The organism is Rhodoferax sp. BAB1 (assembly GCF_013334205.1).
Taxonomy (GTDB): domain Bacteria; phylum Pseudomonadota; class Gammaproteobacteria; order Burkholderiales; family Burkholderiaceae_C; genus Hylemonella.
Window position 1 is genome coordinate 2,683,173 of record NZ_CP054424.1, and the last position, 19,169, is coordinate 2,702,341.

Genomic DNA, 19,169 nt, shown 5'->3' on the forward strand with positions numbered 1-19,169 from the left:
CTTCAGCGGCCGACGGCCGCAAAGTCTTCCATCTCGTACAGGCGGCGCACCTCGATCTCGGCGGCCATGCCCTCGCCCACGGGGTTGGGGAAACGGCGGGTCCACTCCAGCGCCTCCTCGCGCGAGCGCACCTGGATCAGGGTGTAGCCGGCGATCAGCTCCTTGCTCTCGGCGAAGGGGCCGTCGATGACCTGGCGCTTGCCGCCCTCGTAGCGGATGCGCCAGCCCTGGGAGGTGGGTGCCAGGCCCGTGGCGTCGAGCAGCACGCCGGCGCGGGCCAGCTCTTCGTGGAAGGTCTCCATCACGGCCATGAGCTCGGCCATATTGGGGGGAAACACGCCGGTCTCGGACGCCGGCGTGGCTTTGACGATGATCATGTATCGCATGTCTGCGCTCCTTCATGTGAACTGCCACCGGAAAATTCCGGCTGACAACAACACGACGAACGAGGACCGGCGAATTCGACAGACCGGGTTTAAGTAAAAACCCGGAAAACCCGGGGCCTAATCCTCGTAACAGGGCCCGACGCCGCGCACTTCCACGGTGCACCACTCGGCGGCCGGGCAGGACTGGGCGATGGCCACGGCCTCGGCCCGGGTCTTGCAATCGATCAGGAAAAAACCGCCCACCATTTCCTTGGCCTCGGCAAAGGGGCCGTCGGTGAGCTGGGCGCGGCCTTCGCGCACCTGCACACGCACGGCGCGCTCCTGCGAGGCCAGGGACTCCACGGCCAGCAGCTGGCCGCGCGCACGCAGCTCCTCGGCAAACTTCAGCATGCGGCCATAGACCTCGCGGCCCTCGGCCTCGGTGCGCGTGCGGCGCTGGCCGGTGGGCTCGACCATCAGCAACATGTAAGGCATGGAACAGGTGTCGGAGGGCGACGGTGGTTTCGGATGCGCGCCATCATAGCCCCGGCCCGTGACCGGATTCAGCCAAACAGGGCCTGCAGGTCGATGGACGAATGCCGCCCGAGCGCGGATGCATGGGCCTGCAACCAGGCCGCGGCGTGTTCCCGCCCCTGCTGCTGCAGGCGCTGCAGGAAGGGGCCGTGCGGCAGCAGCTTGCTGTCGCTGCGGCCCAGGCTTTCGATGCGGCTGGTATCGACCATGTGGAAACGCATGTCCAGCAGGCGCTGCTCCAGCCGGCCCTGACCAAAACGTTCAGCGGCGGCGAACTGTGTGGCGCTGGCGAACATACGCATCTCGCGCATGAAGTTGGCGCTGAAACCCAGTTCGGCGATGCGTGTCTCGATCTCGGCCACGGAGCCAGGTGTGCCTTCGCGACGCAACGGGTTGAGCAGCACCAGCAGCACGTCGCGCGCCTCGCATTCGTAGAACAGGGGGAACACCGCCGGGTTGGCGGTGTAGCCGCCGTCCCAGTACGCCTCGCCGTCGATCACCACGGTGCGGTGCAGTTTGGGCAGGCAGGCCGAGGCCAGCAGCACGTCCACGTCGAGCTCGCTCTCGCGGAACACGCGCAGCTTGCCGGTACTGACCTGGGTGGTGCCGACGAAAAGCTTGAAGGGGCTGTGTGCGCGCAGCCGCGCAAAGTCGATCTGCTCCACCAGCAGGTCCCGCAGGGGGTTGAGGTCGAAGGGGTTGAGCTGCATGGGCGAGAACTGCCCGGCCCAGCTGGAGAAAAGCTGGCCCGCGGGCGAGAAACCGATGGAGTCGCCCTTGCGCCGGGTCATCAGGCCCCAGGGCATCTGCTGGCCCAGCTCGGTCCAGAACTTGGCCAGGGCAACTCTTGCACCCTCGCGGCCGCCCTGCAGCCAGCCGTGCGCGAACACCACGGCATTCATGGCGCCGGCACTGCTGCCGCTCAGGCCCTCGAACTCGAAACGCGGGTCTTCCAGCAGCGTGTCCAGCACACCCCAGGTGAAGGCACCGTGGGCACCGCCGCCCTGCAGGGCCAGGTTGAGCCGGACCGGCGGGGGCGTGCGCTGGCCGGAAAGGACCCGCTTCCATGAAGCGAGCAGGCCGCGCGCCGGCGGGGTGCCGCTGTCTGCGCTCTGAGTTTCGCTGTCGTCCAAGGCAACTCCTGCTCGGGTAAGCCGCCCCAGCGTCAATGCCAGAACAAGGGTTTACCCGAATTCATCATAAGGTGAGCAGGCACTTCATGTGTGACTCCCCGCAGATCACACACGTACTTGTTACAGCCGCGCTCGTTTGCCAAGACCAGGCCATTTCCCGCGAAAAACCGAAAAAACAGCTTTATTTTTCACAATGCAATAAATTAGCTACCGTTTATCGTTTTTTTCGACAAATTCGATTAAATCGATTTACACGATTCCATCGATTTCTTATGCTTCCGGACCAGCCAACCCCGAACACTTTTTTCTTTTCAGGAACAGCCCCGTGAACACAACGCTCGCTCATCCCGCCACCACGGTCCAGCAGAACGGCCCAGGCAACACGACGTCCATCCATGAATTCCTGGCCTTCAAGCTGGGCCAGGAGGAATACGGCATCGACATCCTGCGTGTGCAGGAAATCCGTTCCTTCGAACAACCGACCCGCATGGCCAATGCGCCGGCCTTCGTGCTGGGCGTGATGAACCTGCGCGGGGTGATCGTGCCCATCATCGACATGCGCATCAAGTTCGGCATGGCAGAAGTCAAGTACGACAACTTCACCGTGGTGATCGTGCTCAACATCGGCACGCAGGTCGTGGGCATGGTGGTGGACGCCGTCTCCGACGTGATCGCGCTGACACCCGAGCAACAGCGCCCGGTCCCGGAGTTTTCCGGGGCCCTCGACAGCAACCATGTGATGGCCATCGGCTCGGTCCAGGACCGCATGCTGATCCTGCTGGACATCGAGAAGGTGATGAGCAGCGCCGACATGGGCCTGGCAACCACCAGCGTGCAATAAATCCCGAAGACATCCCCAGCGACACGACCCGCCTGCGCAGGCCCGCGCCAGGCCCCTTCCTGACACCCACCACCATGAGCAGCCTCTCCGCATCCATCCTGAGCATCTACAAATTCCTGTGGAACCCGAACACTGGACAAAACCCGGAGCAGTCCGGCATCTACCTGACCCGAAATGACCGGGGCCAGGAATGGTTGCGCTACTTCGATGCACGCCTCGACGACTGGTACATGAGCTGGGCCGAGATGCAGACGCGGGTCGCGCAGGGCTCGCACCGCATCAGCGATGCGGAAATGGCGAACGAGGTCGTGGCCTGGGCCCGCCGCACACGGACCATGCATGCCTGAGTCCCCACTGAACCCACGCAGGACAAACACATGAACAAGCTGAAAATCTCCACCCGCCTGACCCTCCTGATCGGCATCCTGTCCCTGCTGCTGGTCAGCATCGGCGGCATCGGCCTGATCGGCATCCGCAACTCGAACGCCGGGCTGCAGACCGTTTACGAAGACCGCACCATGCCCATGGGGCAGATCGCCGAAATCCAGGAAAAACTGCTGGAGAACCGGCTGGCCGTCGGCAACGCACTGCTCAACTCCACGCCCGAGGAAATCAAGCGGACCGGCGACATCCTGAACCGCAACATCACCGACATCACCCGGACCTGGGAGGCCTACATGGCCACCCGGCTGACCACCGAAGAGGCCGCGCTGGCCAAGCAGTTTGCCGCCGACCGCGCCAGGTTCGTGAACGAAGGCCTCAAGCCCTTCCTCGCCGCGCTGGAAAGCTACGAAATGGAAACCGCGCGCGGCATCAACGAGAAGAACATCCGCCCCCTGTATGCGGATGTGCGCAAAGGCATTGCCGCGCTGCTGCACCTGCAGCTCGATGAAGCGAAAAAGGAATACGGCGCCGCCCTGCAGCGTTACCAGACCATCCTGGTGGTCTCGATTTCCGCCATCGTCGCCGGCGTGCTGTTTGCCGTGCTGTTCGGCATGGCCCTGATCCGCGGCATCTCCCGCGCGCTGCAGAACGCCGTGGATGTGTCCGAAGCCGTCGCCCAGGGTGACCTGACCCGCAAGGTCGATACCAGCGGCAAGGACGAAGTCGCCAAGGTGTTACAGGCCCTGGCCGCCATGCAGAACAAGCTGGGGCAGATCGTCAGCACCGTGCGCCAGGGCTCCGAGTCCGTGGCCTCGGCCAGCACCCAGATTGCCCAGGGCAACCAGGACCTGAGCGGGCGCACCGAAAGCCAGGCCAGCGCGCTGGAAGAGACCGCCGCCTCGATGGAGGAGCTGGGCTCCACCGTCAAGCAGAACGCCGACAACGCCCGCCAGGCCAACCAGCTGGCGCAAAGCGCATCGACGGTGGCCGTGAAGGGCGGGGAAGTGGTCTCGCAGGTGGTCGACACCATGAAAGGCATCAACGACTCCAGCCGCAGGATCGCCGACATCATCAACGTGATCGACGGCATCGCCTTCCAGACCAACATCCTGGCGCTCAACGCCGCCGTGGAAGCGGCCCGTGCCGGCGAGCAGGGCCGCGGTTTCGCGGTGGTGGCCGGTGAGGTGCGCAACCTGGCCAGCCGTTCGGCCGAAGCGGCCAAGGAGATCAAGCAGCTGATCACCGACAGCGTGACCCGTGTCGAACAGGGCACGGCGCTGGTGGACCAGGCCGGCAACACCATGACCGAGGTGGTCACCTCGATCCGGCGCGTGACGGACATCATGGGCGAGATCAGTGCCGCGAGCTCCGAGCAGAGCGCCGGCGTGGCCCAGATCGGCGAGGCCGTGGTGCAGATGGACCAGGCCACGCAGCAGAACGCTGCCCTGGTGGAAGAGATGGCCGCGGCCGCCGCCAGCCTGAATGGCCAGGCGCAGGACCTGGTGCAGGCCGTCAGCGTCTTCAAGCTGGCCGGTGGTGGCAGCGGCAGCACCCGGCTCGTACCCATCGTGAGCCAGACCGCCACCCGCGCCCCCGGCTCCGACAGCAAGCCCTACGACGGCACCGAACGCCGCAGCCCCAACCGGGCAAAGAACGTGGAGCGCCTGCACCCCAGGGCCCAGACCGCCCAGGCAAGCCCTGCCCCGGCCACGCCAAAAACCGGCACCGACGACTGGGAAAGTTTCTAAAACCGCCCGGCGACCCACGCCCCCGGTTTTCCGACGGGTGACCCGACCCTCAACACTGACGTACTTTTGCTCATCATGTTCCAACTCAATTCACTTCCGATGGCCAGGCGCCTCGGCCTGCTGATAGCCAGCGCCATCGCAGGCATAGGCATCCTGGTGGCCATCTTCATCGTTTCCGAGCGGACCATGCTGATGCAGGAGCGCCAGAACGCCGTGCGCAACACGGTCGAAATCGCCCATGGACTCATCGTGCATTTCCACAAGCAGGCCAGCGATGGCAAGCTGAGCGAAGAAGCCGCCAAGGAACTGGCGCTGGCCAGCATCAAGGCCCTGCGCTACAGCGGCGCGGAATATTTCTGGGTCAACGACATGCATCCGAAGATGGTGATGCACCCGATCCGCGCCGAGCTCGACGGCAAGGACCTGAGCGAGAACAAGGACCCGACCGGCAAACACCTGTTCATCGAATTCGTCAAGACGGTAAAAGCCAGCGGCGCCGGTTTTGTCCCCTATATGTGGCCCAAGCCGGGCAGCGACAAGCCGGTGCAGAAGATCTCCTACGTCCAGGGTTTTGCGCCCTGGGGCTGGGTGGTCGGCTCCGGCGTCTACGTGGACACCGTGGAAACGGCCATCGTCCAGCGCAGCATCACCCTGGGTCTCAGTGCCCTGGTGCTGGCGGCCGTGCTGCTGGGCATCGGCCTGCTGATCACGCGCGGCATCCTGCGCCAGCTGGGCGGAGAGCCCAGCTACGCCAACATCATCACGCACCGCATGGCGCAGGGCGACATGACCGTGGACATCCGCCTCAAGAAGGGTGACGATGGCAGCCTGCTGCATGGCATCAAGACCCTGCGCGACAACATCTCCGGCATCGTGGACCAGGTGCGCAGGGGCTCGGAATCCGTGGCCACCGCCAGCAGCGAAATCGCCCAGGGCAATACCGACCTGTCGGCCCGCACCGAGAGCCAGGCCAGCGCACTGGAAGAGACCGCCGCCTCGATGGAGGAACTGGGCTCCACCGTGCGCCAGAACGCCGACAACGCCCGCCAGGCCAACCAGCTGGCCCAGAGCGCCAGCACCGTGGCCATCAAGGGTGGCGAGGTCGTGGCCCAGGTGGTGGACACCATGAAGGGCATCAATGATTCGAGCAAGAAGATTGCCGACATCATCAGCGTGATCGACGGCATCGCCTTCCAGACCAACATCCTGGCCCTGAACGCCGCGGTGGAAGCGGCCCGGGCCGGCGAGCAGGGCCGCGGCTTTGCCGTGGTGGCCAGCGAGGTGCGCAACCTGGCCGGTCGTTCGGCCGAAGCCGCCAAGGAGATCAAGACCCTCATCACCGACAGCGTGGAACGCGTGGGGCAGGGCACAGCCCTGGTGGACCAGGCCGGCAGCACCATGAATGAAGTCGTCGCCAGCATCCGCCGCGTGACCGACATCATGGGCGAGATCAGCGCGGCCAGCAGCGAGCAGAGCCAGGGTGTGGCGCAGATCGGCGAGGCGGTGACGCAGATGGACCAGGCCACGCAGCAGAATGCCGCGCTGGTGGAAGAGATGGCCGCGGCCGCCTCCAGCCTGAACAGCCAGGCGCAAGACCTGGTGCAGGCCGTCAGCGTGTTCCGCCTGGCCCAGACGGGCGATGCGGGCCATGGCGCCCCCTCACTGCTGCTGTCACATCACTGACACCGCCCTGCTCCCGCCGCGACGGATGCGACGCCGTCGCGGCGGGGCCTCACCAGATACGGATCGTTCTCTCTCATCATGCGCATCAACCTGCCGGTCACCCAACGCGAGTTCCCCTTCCCCCCCGACCAGACCCTGGTGTCCGTCACCGATCTGAAAGGGCGCATCACCTACTGCAACCAGGCCTTCATCGACATCAGCGGCTACAGCCGCGAAGAGCTGCTGGGCCAGCCGCACAACCTCGTGCGCCACCCCGACATGCCGCAGGAGGCTTTTCGCGACCTGTGGGGCACCATCGAGTCCGGCCGCCCCTGGTCCGGCCTGGTGAAGAACCGGCGCAAGAACGGCGACCACTACTGGGTGCAGGCCAATGCCACCCCCATGCGCGATGGCGACCTCATCACCGGCTACCTCTCGGTGCGCTCCCATCCGGCACGCGCCGATGTGGAGGCGGCCGAACAGCTCTATGCCCTGATGCGCGAGGAAGCGCAGCGCGACCATCTGGTGCACGTGCTGCGGCACGGCCAGCTGCTGCGTCGCAACGCCTGGGGCCGGCTGCAGCGGCTGCTGCGCCCGGGCACCGAAGGCCAATTGCTGCTCATCCAGCTGCTGGCAGGGGCCGCGGTGCTGGGGCTGGCCGCCACCGGCCTGCCGGCCCTGCTGGTCTGGGGCGGCGCGGCGCTGGTGGCTGCCACCGGCTTCTGGCTGAGCCGTGCGCTCACCATCACCCCCCTGCACGCGCTGGTGCACGAAGCCAATACCCTGGCAGCGGGCGATCTGTCGCATGAGGTGCGTACCGGCGCCACGGGCCCGGTGGGTCAGCTGCAGCAGGCCCTGCGCCAGATGTCGGTCAACCTGCGCACCGTGGTGCAGGACGTGCGCAGCGAAATCGACCGTCTCAACCACGAGGCGCTGGAGATCGCCGCCGGCAACCAGCACCTGGCCGAACGCACCGAATCGCAGGCCAGCAGCCTGGTGCAGACCGCCGCCTCGATGGAGCAGATCAGCGGCACCGTGCAGCAGAGCGCCGACTCGGCCGCCCACGGCGCGCAGATGGCGCACGAGACCTCCTCGATCGCCGGGCGCAGCAACGAAGCCGTGCGCGCCGTGGCCCAGACCATGACCGAGATCACGGCCTCCTCGCAGCGCATCGGCGCCATCATCGAGCTGGTCGAGGGCGTGGCCTTCCAGACCAACCTGCTGGCGCTCAACGCCGCGGTGGAAGCCGCGCGCGCCGGCGAAGCCGGGCGTGGTTTTGCGGTGGTGGCCGGCGAAGTGCGCCTGCTGGCCCAGCGCACCACCACGGCGGCGCGGGAGATCCGCCAGCTGATCCAGGAATCCGGCACCCGGGTGGCCCAGGGCAGCACACGCACGCGCGAGGCCATGGCCCGCGTGCAGGAGGCCATCGAAGCGGTGGCCAAGGTCAGCACGGCGCTGGACCAGATCAGCCTGGCCTCGGAAGAACAGAAGTCCGGCATCGCGCAGATCAGCGTCGCCGTAGTCCAGATGGACACGATCACGCAGCAGAACGCCGCGCTGGTGGAGCAGCTGGCCGTGGCCGCCCGAACGCTGCAGCAACAGGCCCAGGGCGTCAGCGACTCCATGCGGCTGTTCCGGCTGGTGCGCGGGGAGAAATCGCTGGCGCAGCAGGATGCGGTGACCCTGCGGCGCGAAAACCGCCTGGGGCTGAACCAGCCGGCCATCGCCATGGCCGCCTGAGGGCGCCCCATACCGATCGCATCTATAGAATCGATCAAATCGCAATCGCCCCCAGACCCTGAGCGAACTCTTGCATGAACGACGATTTCAAGAACAAGCCCTACCTGGCACCGAACGAAGTGGCCCAGTGGATGATGGTGTCGCCCGTCACGGTGCGCGGCTGGGCCCAAAAAGGCCTGCTGCAGGCCGAGGTGACGCCGGGCGGGCACCGGCGCTTCCGCCGCGAGGAAGTGGAGCGCTTTGCAAGACTGTGGAACCCGGCGGGCAACAAGGGGCCGCTGCGCGTGCTGATCGTCGACGATGACCGTGCCGTGCTGGGTTTCCTCAAGGAATTGCTCGAAGGCGGTGACTACCCGGTGCAGGTGGAGATTGCCGAGCACGGCTTCGAGGCCGGCCGCAAGGTGCACGTCTTCCAGCCCGATGTGGTGCTGCTGGACCTGATGATGCCCGGCCTGCGCGGTACCGAGGTCTGCCGGCAGATCAAGCAGATCCCCGGACATTCTGATGTGCGTGTGATCGCGATGAGCGGCTACCTCACCCCGGAGAACGAGGCCGAACTGCTGGCCGCCGGGGCGGAAGTCTGCCTGGCCAAGCCCATCGACACGACCCGGCTGCTGAAGCTGCTCGGACTCGAGGACTGAAAGGCGGGCACGGTATGCTGCCGCAGCACACCATGAAACCCGCCCTGCCCCTGCCCGACTCGCGCCAATCGCTGCTGCTGAACCAACAGCTGCTGCTGGTGGTCATCTGCACGGTGCTGGCCGCCGTGTCCATGCTGCTGCCGCTGCACACCGTGCAGCTGCCGCACCGCTACTACCTGCCCCTGCACACGGCGCTGGAATTCGTAGCGATCGCCGCCGCCTTCCTGGTGTTTGCCACGGTCTGGCACACCCGCACACGGGAGCGCTCGTCCTCGCTGCTGTTCATCGCAGTGGCGCTGTTTGCCGCCGGCTGGCTCGATTTCTTCCATGCCCTGTCCTACAAGGGCATGCCGGAGCTGATCACGCCCGCCTCGGTTGAAAAAGGCATTGCCTTCTGGCTGGCCGCACGCCTCATCGTGGCCGTGACGCTGCTGGCGGTCAGCCTGCTGCCGCGCCTGCCCGCTCCGACGAAGCGCCTGCGCCTGGGCGTACTGGCCGCCTACACTGCGCTGAACCTGCTGATCATCTGGGTGGTGCTCTTCCACGAGGCGGACCTGCCGCGCACCTATCTCGAAGGCTCGGGGCTGACGCCGCTCAAGCGCTGGCTGGAGTGGCTGATCACCGGCCTGCTGGCGCTGGCCGCCTGGCGCTACTACTGGCTGGCCCGCCGCTCGCAGGACGAGTTCCTGCCCCTGATCTTCGGTGCAGCGGCGGTCGCGGGTCTGAGCGAGCTCTTCCTGGCGAACTACGAGGTGGTCAGCGATGCGCTCAACCTGCTGGGCCATCTGTACAAGTTTGTCTGCTACGGCCTGATCTACCGCGCCATGTTCGTGGTCAGCGTGCGCCGCCCCTACCAGGAACTGGCGCAGCAGACCGCCACGCTGCAGCAGGCCAACGAGACCCTGCGCACCCAGTCGCTGGCGCTGGCGTCCATCACCTCCCCCGTGCTCGTGACCGACCTGAACGGCCGCATCAGCTGGCGCAACCGCGCCTCGATCGAGCTCACCGGAGCCTTGCCGCCGGAACAGCCGCTCTCGCTGTTTGCCGCGCCCATCACACCCGATGCGGCGCAGGCCGAGGACATGCGCCAGACGCTGCAGACGGGCCAGATCTGGCGCGGTCTCGTGCACTCAAGCGACGGGCATGGAAACCAGGTGGTGCTCAACCGTACGGCAACACCCTTGCGCAATGAAGGCGGCGAGATCATCGGTTATGTCTCGGTCGCCGCAAACATCACCGGGCAGAGCCGCGCCGAGCAGCGACAGCGCCGGGTGCTGGAAACGGCGATCGACGGCTTCTGGGTGGCCGACGACGAAGGCCGGTTGCTGGAGGTGAATGACGCCTTCGTGCGCATGTCCGGCTATTCCGCCCAGGAACTGCTCGGCAAGCGCATCCCGCAAATGGATGCCGTCGAGGACCCGGCGCTGGCAAGCCAGCGCCTGGCACATACCCGCCAGGTCGGACGGGCGCAGTTCATGACGCGACTGCGGCACAAGGACGGACACCCCCTGGCCGTCGAGATCTCCGCCACCTGGGACGCGCAGGCGAATTGCTACTACGTCTTCACGCGCGATCGTTCGGAGCGCGAACAGTCGGAGGCGGTCCAGCAGGACCTGGAGCGGCAATTGCAGCAGTCGCAGAAGGTGCAGGCCCTGGGCCAGCTGACCGGCGGCGTGGCCCATGACTTCAACAACATCCTGGCGGCCATCCTGGGCTATTCCAACCTGGCGCTGAGCCGCTTCGTGCCCGACAAGCAGGGCAAGCTGGCCAGCTACCTGCGCGAGGTGATCCTGGCCAGCGAACGGGCGCGCGACCTGATCGCCAAGATGCTCAGCTTCACCCGCAACCAGCCCAGCACCGGCACCGGCGTGATCTCGCCCGCGGCGGTGATCGAGGAAGTGGTGGCCATGCTGCGGCCCTCCATCCCCGCCAGCATCGAACTGCGCGTGCGGATCGACGCGCAGCAGAGCATCCGCATGGATCCGGGCGAACTCAACCAGGTGCTGGTGAACCTGCTGATCAATGCGCGCGACGCCATCGACGACCACGGCGTGATCGACATCAGCCTGCACCCGGTCGAGATGGACGGCCAGATCTGCGCCATCAGCCAGCAGCGCCTGAGCGGCCCCTACCTGGCGCTCGATGTCGGCGACAGCGGCAGCGGCATCGCGCCTGAGCACCTGCCCCGCCTGTTCGACCCCTTCTTCACCACCAAGGACGTGGGCAAGGGCACCGGCCTGGGCCTGTCCGTGGTGCACGGCATCCTGCGCCGCTCGGACGCGCACGTGGTGGTGGAGTCCACGCCCGGCAACGGCAGCCTGTTCCGCCTGCTCTTCCCCATCGCAACGCCCTCAGCCGATTCGCTGAGCCCGCCCGTGGAGCCGCCGCTGGTGCCGGCCGGCACCGGCCAGCGGGTCTGGGTGGTGGACGACGACGCAGCGGTGGCCCGCTACCTGGGCGAACTGCTGGTCGACTGGGGCTACCGCGCGCGCATCTTCAAGGACCCGGCCGAAGCCCTGGCCGCACTGGAGGCCGCCCCGGACCAGATCGACCTGCTGATCACGGACCAGACCATGCCCGGCATGAACGGCTTGCAGCTCGCCCTGCTGGCCCGCCACTTCAAGCCGGGACTGCCGGTGATGCTGTGCTCGGGCTTCCCCGACGCCATCCAGGCCGATGAAGCGCACCAGCAGGGCATACGGCATGTCTTCAGCAAACCCATCCCTGTGCAGGAACTCGTGCGAGCCCTGGCATATGAACTGGGACCGCAAGGCCGGGGACCGGCCGGCTGAAACGCCGGCGGTCGCTCAGATCGCCACCAGCTTGCGCACGCCGTCGGCTTCCATGCTCTTGCCCTGGCCGGCGGCGATCACGGCGCCGCGCTCCATCACCACGTACTCGTCGGCCAGCTCCTGCGCGAAGTCGTAGTACTGCTCCACCAGCAGGATGGCCATGTCGCCGCGGTCGGCCAGCATGCGGATCACGCGGCCGATGTCCTTGATGATGCTGGGCTGGATGCCCTCGGTGGGCTCGTCCAGCACCAGCAGCTTCGGGCCGGCCGCCAGCGCACGCGCAATCGCCAGCTGCTGCTGCTGCCCGCCCGACAGGTCACCGCCGCGGCGACCCAGCATCTGCTTGAGCACGGGGAACAGCTCATACAGCTCGGCGGGGATCGGCGTGCCGCCCGGCTTGCTGGCCAGGCCCATGCGCAGGTTCTCTTCCACCGTCAGGCGCGCAAAGATCTCGCGGCCCTGGGGCACGAAGCCGATGCCGGCCCGGGCGCGCTGGTAAGGCGTGTCCTTCTGGATGGCCCGGCCTTCGAACTCGATGGTGCCGCTCTTGATGGGAACCAGGCCCATGAGGGACTTGAGCAACGTGGTCTTGCCCACGCCGTTGCGGCCGAGGACCACGGTGACCTTGCCCAATTCGGCCTGGAGGCTGACGTCGCGCAGGATGTGGGAGCCGCCGTAATACTGGTTGATGTTTTTGACATTCAGCATGTCTAGCTTTCTTTTTTCTGGCTGCACCACGGCTTGGATGCATTGCCGGGATGTGCGCCCGGCTGCGCACTCACTTTCTCTTGCTTCGCCAAGAGAATGTAAGCAAAGAGAAGGCGAGCCGAAGTCAGGGCCCCTGCGGGGTACCTTGCGCTGCTCGCACCGGGCGGGGTCGGGCTAAACTCGCTGCGCTCAAACAACGCCCGCCCTGATCCGCCCGCTGCTGCGCTGCTCAGCCCTGCCACACGGCGTGGGGGTCCGAACAGCCGGGAACCCAACAGCCGAACCCCACAAGGACGCGCCATGGCGCGTCCTTGTTGTCTTGGTATCTGGTCTCCGGTCCCCCATTGCCGTGAGAGGAGGCGAGTAGCGCAGGCCAGGGCGGAAAAAGAAGTGCAGATGTCTGAGCCCGCAGGGCGAGTTTCTGCACTTCCCGCCCTGGCCGAGCAACGCAGCGTGCCCGCAGCGCAGCGGAGGGACGACGAACCCGGCTCGCCTTTCTTTTGGGTACTTTGCTTTGGCGAAGCAAAGAAAAGTACCTCGCCCGCCGGGGCGAGACCCGGCAAAGCAGCCGAGCCAAAGACACCAGAAAAGCGAAGAGAGGTGAACAAGCTCATCTCCCCAGATAAACCTCAATCACCCGCTCATCCGCCTGAACTTCTTCCAAAGTCCCCTGCGCCAACACAGACCCATCACACAACACCGTGACGATCTCCGAGATCGCCTTGATGAAACTCATGTCGTGCTCCACCACCATCAAGGAGTGCTTGCCCTTGAGCGACAAAAACAGTTCTGCCGTCCGCGCGGTTTCCTCGTCCGTCATGCCGGCCACCGGCTCGTCCAGCAGCAAGAGCTTGGGGTCCTGCATCAGCAGCATGCCGATCTCCAGCCACTGTTTCTGGCCGTGGCTCAGGAAACCGGCCTGGCGGGTCACGCTGCCGGCCAGGTGGATGGTGTGCAGCACCTCGGCCAGGCGGTCGCTCTGCGCCGAGTCCAGGCGGAAGAACATGGAGGACTTGACGCCCTTGTCGGTCTTCAGGGCGAGTTCCAGGTTCTCGAACACGCTGAGCTGTTCGAACACCGTGGGCTTCTGGAACTTGCGGCCTATGCCCAGCTGGGCAATCTCGGCCTCGCTGTGGCGCAGCAGGTCGATGGTGGAGCCGAAATAGACCGTGCCCTCGTCGGGCCGGGTCTTGCCGGTGATGATGTCCATCATCGTGGTCTTGCCCGCGCCATTGGGGCCGATGATGCAGCGCAGCTCGCCCGGCGCGATGTCCAGGCTGAGCTTGTTGATGGCCTTGAAGCCGTCGAAGCTCACGCTCACATCCTCCAGGTAGAGGATGCGGCCATGGGTGACGTCCACCTCGCCCGCCACCTTGACGCGGCCGTAACTCGCGGTCTGGCCGCCGGCGGCGGTGTTCAGGCGGGCGGCGTCCAGGGCCGCGATCCTGGCCGCATAACGCTGCGCCCCCTGTTCCAGCAGATCGGGCGTCATGTCGTTTCCTCCACGGCGGGCTTGTCCTTTTTCAGGGCCCTGAGTTTCTGCACCAGGCCCACGATGCCGTTCGGCAAAAAGAGCGTGACCACGATGAAGAGCCCGCCCAGGAAATACAGCCAGAACTCGGGAGCTGCCACGGTCAGCCAGCTCTTGGCGCCGCTGACCACGAAGGCGCCCACGATGGGGCCCACCAGCGTGCCGCGCCCGCCCACCGCCGCCCAGATGGCGATCTCGATGGAATTGGCCGGGCTCATCTCGCCCGGGTTGATGATGCCCACCTGCGGCACGTAGAGCGCGCCGGCGATGCCGCACATCACGGCCGAGAGCGTCCAGATCGCGAGCTTGTAGCCCAGCGGGTTGTAGCCCGAGAACATCACCCGGCTCTCGGCATCGCGGATGGCCTGCAGCACCCGGCCGAACTTGGCGCGCACCAGCCAGCGCGCCAGCAGGAAGAAGGCCAGCAGCGTGAGCCCCGTCAGCACGAAGAGGGCCATGCGCATGTTGTGCGTGGCAATCGGCAGGCCCAGGATGCGCTTGAAGTCGGTGAAGCCGTTGTTGCCGCCAAAACCCGTCTCGTTGCGGAAGAAGAGCAGCATGGCCGCGAAGGTCATGGCCTGGGTGATGATGGAGAAGTACACACCCTTGATGCGCGAGCGGAAGGCGAAGTAGCCGAACACGAAGGCCACCACACCGGGCACCAGCACGACCAGCAACAGGGTGGCGATGAAGCTGTCGCTCAGAGCCCAGTGCCAGGGCAGATCCTTCCAGTCCAGGAAGACCATGAAGTCGGGCAGATCACTCTTGTAGTTGCCGTCGCGGCCGATCTGGCGCATCAGGTACATGCCCATGACGTAACCGCCCAGCGCGAAGAACAGGCCGTGGCCCAGCGAGAGGATGCCGGTGTAACCCCAGATCAGGTCCATGGCCAGCGCGCAGATGGCGTAACACATGATGCGGCCCAGCAGGGCCACGGCGTAGTCGCTCAGGTGGAACATGCTGCCCTCGGGCACCAGCAGGTTGAGCACGGGCGCCAGCGCGCAGACGGCCAGCAGCGCGACCAGGAAGGCGCTCCAGCCCTTGCGGGTGAGCAGGGGCGCGGTGGCGGGGAGTTGAACTTGGCTCATGGTCAGGCTTCCGCGCTCCGGCCTTTCATCGCGAAGATCCCCTGCGGACGTTTCTGGATGAAGATGATGATGAACACCAGCACGGTGATCTTGGCCAGCACGGCACCCGTCCAGCCTTCGAGGAATTTGTTGAGCACGCCCAGGCCCAGCGCGGCGTACACGGTGCCGGCCAGCTGGCCTACGCCGCCCAGCACCACGACCATGAAGGAGTCGACGATGTAGTTCTGCCCCAGGTCCGGCCCCACATTGCCCACCTGGCTCAGGGCACAGCCGGCCAGGCCGGCGATGCCCGAGCCCAGGGAGAAGGCATAGGTGTCGATGCGCGCCGTGTTCACACCCATGCAGGAGGCAATGGGACGGTTCTGCGTGACGCCACGCACGAACAGGCCCAGGCGCGTGCGCCCGATCAGCAGGGCCATGCCGGCCAGCACGGCCAGCGCAAAGGCGATGATGACCAGGCGGTTGTAGGGCAGCGTGAGGTTGGACAGCAGCTGCCAGCCCCCGCTCATCCAGGCCGGGTTTTCCACCGCCACGTTCTGCGCGCCGAACAGCGTACGCACCCCCTGCATCAGCACCAGGCTGATGCCCCAGGTGGCCAAGAGCGTCTCCAGCGGACGGCCGTAGAGGAAACGGATCACGCTGCGCTCCAGCACCGCGCCCACACCGGCCGAGACCGCGAAGGCCACCGGCACCGCCGCCACCAGGTACCAGTCGAAGGCGCCCGGCAGGTATTTCTGGAACACGCCCTGCACGACCCAGGTGGCGTAGGCGCCGATCATGATGAGCTCGCCGTGCGCCATATTGATCACGCCCATCAGCCCGTAGGTGATGGCCAGGCCCAGCGCGGCCAGCAGCAGGATGCTGCCCAGGCTCAAGCCCGTGAACATGGCGCCCAGGCGTTCGCCCCAACGCAGGCTGTCGTCGATCTGGCGGATGGCGGACTGCAGTTGCGCCTTGACCTCGGCATCGGCCTCCACCGAGAGCCGCTCGTTGAGCAGCAGCTTGGTGTCGGGCGTGCGGCTCTGCGCCAGCGCACCGGCGGCGCTCAGGCGCTGCGACTTGTCCTCGCTGGCCAGCAGCACGGCCGCGCGCGCCAGCGCCAGCACCGCGCGCACGCCTTCGTCCTGCTCACCGGCCAGGGCCTTGTCCAGCAGCGGCAGGCGCCCGGCATCGGGTTCCTTGAGCATGGCGCGGGCGGCGTCCCCACGCAGCTTGACATCGGGGCTGAACAGCTTGAGCACCGCCAGCGCGGTGTCGATCTCGCCGCGCATGCGGTTGTTGTTGATGACGTCTTCGGCGTCGTCAGGCAGGGCCACAGCCTCGCCCGTGGCCGGGTCCGTGGCCTTGTCGTCGCGCACGATGTAGACCTTGCCGCCGGCCACCTTGACGGCGTCATCGGCCAGGGCCTGCAGCAGCGCGGCCTTGCGTTCGTCGGGGTTCAGCACGGCCTGCTGCAGGGCCGTGATACGACCATCGGTCTCGCCGATGACGATGGCCTGCGCCTCTGCGGGCGTCAGGGCCTGGGCGGGGGCCGCGCACAGCAGCGCGGCGAGTGACAGCAATAAATATCTGGACATTGAAAGAACCTGTAGGGTGGGCACGGGGGGCCGCGCCCACGCTGCAAATCCCGTCTCCGGGAAGGGATGCCCGCCGTAGCGGGCATCCTTCAGGCGAAGCGCTTACTTTTTCTCGGGCTCGTCCTTCTTCTTGTCATTGCCTTCGATGTACGGAGACCAGGGCTTGGCCTTGACCGGGCCCGGGGTCTTCCACACCACGTTGAACTGGCCGTCGGCCTTGATCTCGCCGATGAACACGCTCTTGTGCAGGTGGTGGTTCTTCTCGTCCATCTTGCTCACGATGCCCGAGGGTGCCTTGAAGGTCTGGCCGGCCATGGCCTTGATCACGGCGTCCACATCGGTGGTCTTGGCCTTCTCGACGGCCTGCTTCCACATATAGATGCCGATGTAGGTGGCTTCCATCGGGTCGTTGGTCAGCGGCTTGTCCTTGTGGCCGGCGATGTTCTTGGCCTTGGCGTAAGCGGCCCACTTCTTGGTGAAGGCGTCGTTGTCCTTGTTCTTGATGGACATGAAGTAGTTCCAGGCAGCCAGGTGGCCCACCAGCGGCTTGGTGTCCACACCACGCAGCTCTTCCTCACCCACGGAGAAGGCGACGACCGGCACGTCTTTGGCCTTCAGGCCGGCGTTGCCCAGTTCCTTGTAGAAGGGCACGTTGGAGTCGCCGTTGATGGTGGACACCACCGCGGTCTTGCCGCCGGCCGAGAACTTCTTGATGTCGGCCACGATGGTCTGGTAATCGCTGTGGCCGAAGGGGGTGTACTTCTCGTCGATGTCGCTGTCCTTCACGCCCTTAGCTTTCAGGTAGGCGCGCAGGATCTTGTTGGTGGTGCGGGGGTAGACGTAGTCGGTACCCAGCAGCACCCAGCGCTTGGCGCCGCCGCCGTCCTTGCTCATCAGGTAGTCCACGGCGGGGATGGCCTGCTGGTTGGGCGCGGCACCGGTGTAGAACACGTTCTTGGACAGCTCCTCACCCTCGTACTGCACGGGGTAGAACAGCAGGCCGTTCATTTCTTCCACGACCGGCAGCACCGACTTGCGCGAGACGGAGGTCCAGCAGCCGAAGATCACCGAGACCTTGTCCTGGCCCAGCAGCTGTTTGGTCTTCTCGGCGAACAGCGGCCAGTTGGAGGCCGGGTCCACCACCACGGGTTCGAGCTTCTTGCCCAGCACACCGCCCTTGGCGTTGATCTCTTCGATGGCCATGAGCACGGTGTCTTTCAGAACCGTCTCGGAAATGGCCATGGTGCCCGACAGGCTGTGCAGCACGCCCACCTTGATGGTGTCGGCAGCGTGGGCGGCCATGGAGGCCAGGCCCAGGGTAGAGACAGCGGTGGCAGCAGCCAGCGCCTTGAGGGTAAATCGACGTTGCATGTGGGTGACTCCAGGTGGTTGAACAAGATCCCGCTCGCCGCGCCTGGCCGGGGAAACGGCAAGGGGGCGGCGATGGAGTCACTTTAGGGAGGGGAGGCGGAAGCGGGAATACGCCGGACGGCGTACGCGGCGGCCCCGGGCGGCCAGGGCCGGCATCCATTGAGTTGGCGCTGCGCCTCCGCTACGATGCGACCATGAAGAAGTCGAAAAACGGCAAGAACGGCAAATCCGACAAGCTCGGCAAGGACGACTACTACGAGCAGCTCGCGGCGCTGCAGCTGGAGTTGAACGACGTGGCCCGCTGGCTGCAGCACACCGGCAAGCGCCTGGTCGTGGTGATCGAGGGCCGCGACACGGCCGGCAAGGGCGGCGTGATTGCCGCAATCTCCGACACCCTGAGCCCGCGCCAGTGCCACACGGTGGCGCTGTCCAAGCCGAGCGAGCGAGAGAAGACGCAATGGTATTTCCAGCGTTACGTGCCGCACCTGCCGGCGGCCGGCGAGATCGTGCTGTTTGACCGCAGCTGGTACAACCGCGCTGGTGTCGAGCGCGTGATGAATTTCTGCACCGAGGCCGAGACCGAGGCCTTCCTGAAGCAGGCCCCCGTGTTCGAGCGCATGCTGGTCGACGACGGCATCCTGCTCTTCAAGTACTGGCTCACGGTGGACCAGGAGCAGCAGGAGGAGCGTTTCGCCGAGCGCGTGGCCGACCCGCTCAAGCGCTGGAAACTCAGCCCCATCGACGTGCAGGCTCGCACCAAATACGCCGAATACGGCAAGGCGCGCGACGCCATGCTCAAAGCCACGCACAGCAAGCAGACGCCCTGGGTGCTGGTGGACTTCAACGACCAGCGGCGCGGCCGGCTCACGCTGATCCACCACCTGCTCGACCACATCCCGGAGCGCAAGGTGCCCCAGTCCCTGGTCAAGTTCCCGCCCCTGGGCCACAAGCCCCTGCGCGAGACCTTCGGCACGCCGCTCAAGCCCATCGCGGCGGCGGACTGAGCGCTGCTGTGGTCCGCGCATGACACCCGGTCCACCCGCGGGGAACTGAG

The 19,169-nt window shown here is 66.0% G+C and carries 16 protein-coding genes; 8 read left to right on the forward strand and 8 right to left on the reverse strand.

Annotated features, from left to right (window positions below; translation table 11 throughout):
- Positions 1-2 precede the first annotated feature (2 nt).
- The 3 genes from HTY51_RS12865 to HTY51_RS12875 all read right to left on the reverse strand — a co-directional run bounded on the left by HTY51_RS12865 (position 3) and on the right by HTY51_RS12875 (position 2,032).
- Positions 3-386: a YciI family protein gene (locus HTY51_RS12865; RefSeq protein WP_174253094.1), complete on the reverse strand. Its 384-nt coding sequence runs from the start codon at positions 384-386 to the stop codon at positions 3-5.
- A gap of 117 nt (positions 387-503) precedes the next feature.
- Positions 504-860 (reverse strand): YciI family protein, encoded by a 357-nt coding sequence (locus HTY51_RS12870; RefSeq protein ID WP_174253095.1) that lies wholly within the window; start codon positions 858-860, stop codon positions 504-506.
- Positions 861-928: 68 nt separating this feature from the next.
- Positions 929-2,032, reverse strand: coding sequence for a patatin-like phospholipase family protein (locus tag HTY51_RS12875; RefSeq protein WP_371733830.1), 1,104 nt, complete (start codon positions 2,030-2,032; stop codon positions 929-931).
- A 325-nt stretch (positions 2,033-2,357) separates the two neighbouring features.
- On the opposite strand from HTY51_RS12875, the gene HTY51_RS12880 reads away from it, so the two are divergent.
- From HTY51_RS12880 to HTY51_RS12910, 7 genes are all read left to right on the forward strand, one after another.
- Positions 2,358-2,873: a chemotaxis protein CheW gene (locus tag HTY51_RS12880; RefSeq protein ID WP_174253096.1), complete on the forward strand. Its 516-nt coding sequence runs from the start codon at positions 2,358-2,360 to the stop codon at positions 2,871-2,873.
- A gap of 74 nt (positions 2,874-2,947) precedes the next feature.
- Complete coding sequence (locus HTY51_RS12885; protein WP_174253097.1) at positions 2,948-3,220, forward strand: hypothetical protein; 273 nt, start codon at positions 2,948-2,950, stop codon at positions 3,218-3,220.
- A gap of 30 nt (positions 3,221-3,250) precedes the next feature.
- Complete coding sequence (locus HTY51_RS12890) at positions 3,251-5,005, forward strand: methyl-accepting chemotaxis protein (protein WP_174253098.1); 1,755 nt, start codon at positions 3,251-3,253, stop codon at positions 5,003-5,005.
- 99 nt (positions 5,006-5,104) lie between these two features.
- Positions 5,105-6,688: a methyl-accepting chemotaxis protein gene (locus tag HTY51_RS12895; RefSeq protein ID WP_254606883.1), complete on the forward strand. Its 1,584-nt coding sequence runs from the start codon at positions 5,105-5,107 to the stop codon at positions 6,686-6,688.
- A 78-nt stretch (positions 6,689-6,766) separates the two neighbouring features.
- Entirely contained in the window at positions 6,767-8,407 is a 1,641-nt protein-coding gene (locus HTY51_RS12900; protein WP_174253100.1) for a PAS domain-containing methyl-accepting chemotaxis protein, read from the forward strand.
- A gap of 74 nt (positions 8,408-8,481) precedes the next feature.
- Positions 8,482-9,048 (forward strand): response regulator, encoded by a 567-nt coding sequence (locus HTY51_RS12905; RefSeq protein ID WP_174253101.1) that lies wholly within the window; start codon positions 8,482-8,484, stop codon positions 9,046-9,048.
- Positions 9,049-9,080: 32 nt separating this feature from the next.
- Positions 9,081-11,840 carry an MASE3 domain-containing protein gene (locus HTY51_RS12910; RefSeq protein WP_174253102.1) on the forward strand — a complete coding sequence of 920 codons (2,760 nt, stop codon included), beginning with the start codon at positions 9,081-9,083 and terminating at the stop codon, positions 11,838-11,840.
- Positions 11,841-11,855: 15 nt separating this feature from the next.
- Here HTY51_RS12910 and urtE read toward each other — a convergent pair whose 3' ends face one another.
- The 5 genes from urtE to urtA form a co-directional block, all read right to left on the reverse strand.
- Positions 11,856-12,548 carry an urea ABC transporter ATP-binding subunit UrtE gene (gene urtE / locus HTY51_RS12915; protein WP_174253103.1) on the reverse strand — a complete coding sequence of 231 codons (693 nt, stop codon included), beginning with the start codon at positions 12,546-12,548 and terminating at the stop codon, positions 11,856-11,858.
- A gap of 610 nt (positions 12,549-13,158) precedes the next feature.
- Positions 13,159-14,040, reverse strand: a complete 882-nt coding sequence (gene urtD, locus HTY51_RS12920; protein ID WP_174253104.1) for an urea ABC transporter ATP-binding protein UrtD — start codon at positions 14,038-14,040, stop codon at positions 13,159-13,161.
- Positions 14,037-15,167, reverse strand: coding sequence for an urea ABC transporter permease subunit UrtC (gene urtC, locus HTY51_RS12925; RefSeq protein WP_174253105.1), 1,131 nt, complete (start codon positions 15,165-15,167; stop codon positions 14,037-14,039). The genes urtD and urtC overlap by 4 nt, the downstream gene beginning before the upstream one ends.
- 2 nt (positions 15,168-15,169) lie before the next feature.
- Positions 15,170-16,744, reverse strand: a complete 1,575-nt coding sequence (gene urtB, locus HTY51_RS12930; RefSeq protein WP_174253106.1) for an urea ABC transporter permease subunit UrtB — start codon at positions 16,742-16,744, stop codon at positions 15,170-15,172.
- A 102-nt stretch (positions 16,745-16,846) separates the two neighbouring features.
- Positions 16,847-18,115, reverse strand: a complete 1,269-nt coding sequence (gene urtA, locus HTY51_RS12935) for an urea ABC transporter substrate-binding protein (RefSeq protein WP_174253107.1) — start codon at positions 18,113-18,115, stop codon at positions 16,847-16,849.
- Between the two features lie 194 nt (positions 18,116-18,309).
- Here urtA and ppk2 point away from each other — a divergent pair, with 194 nt between their 5' ends.
- Positions 18,310-19,119, forward strand: a complete 810-nt coding sequence (ppk2, locus tag HTY51_RS12940) for a polyphosphate kinase 2 (RefSeq protein WP_174253108.1) — start codon at positions 18,310-18,312, stop codon at positions 19,117-19,119.
- Positions 19,120-19,169: the final 50 nt, after the last annotated feature.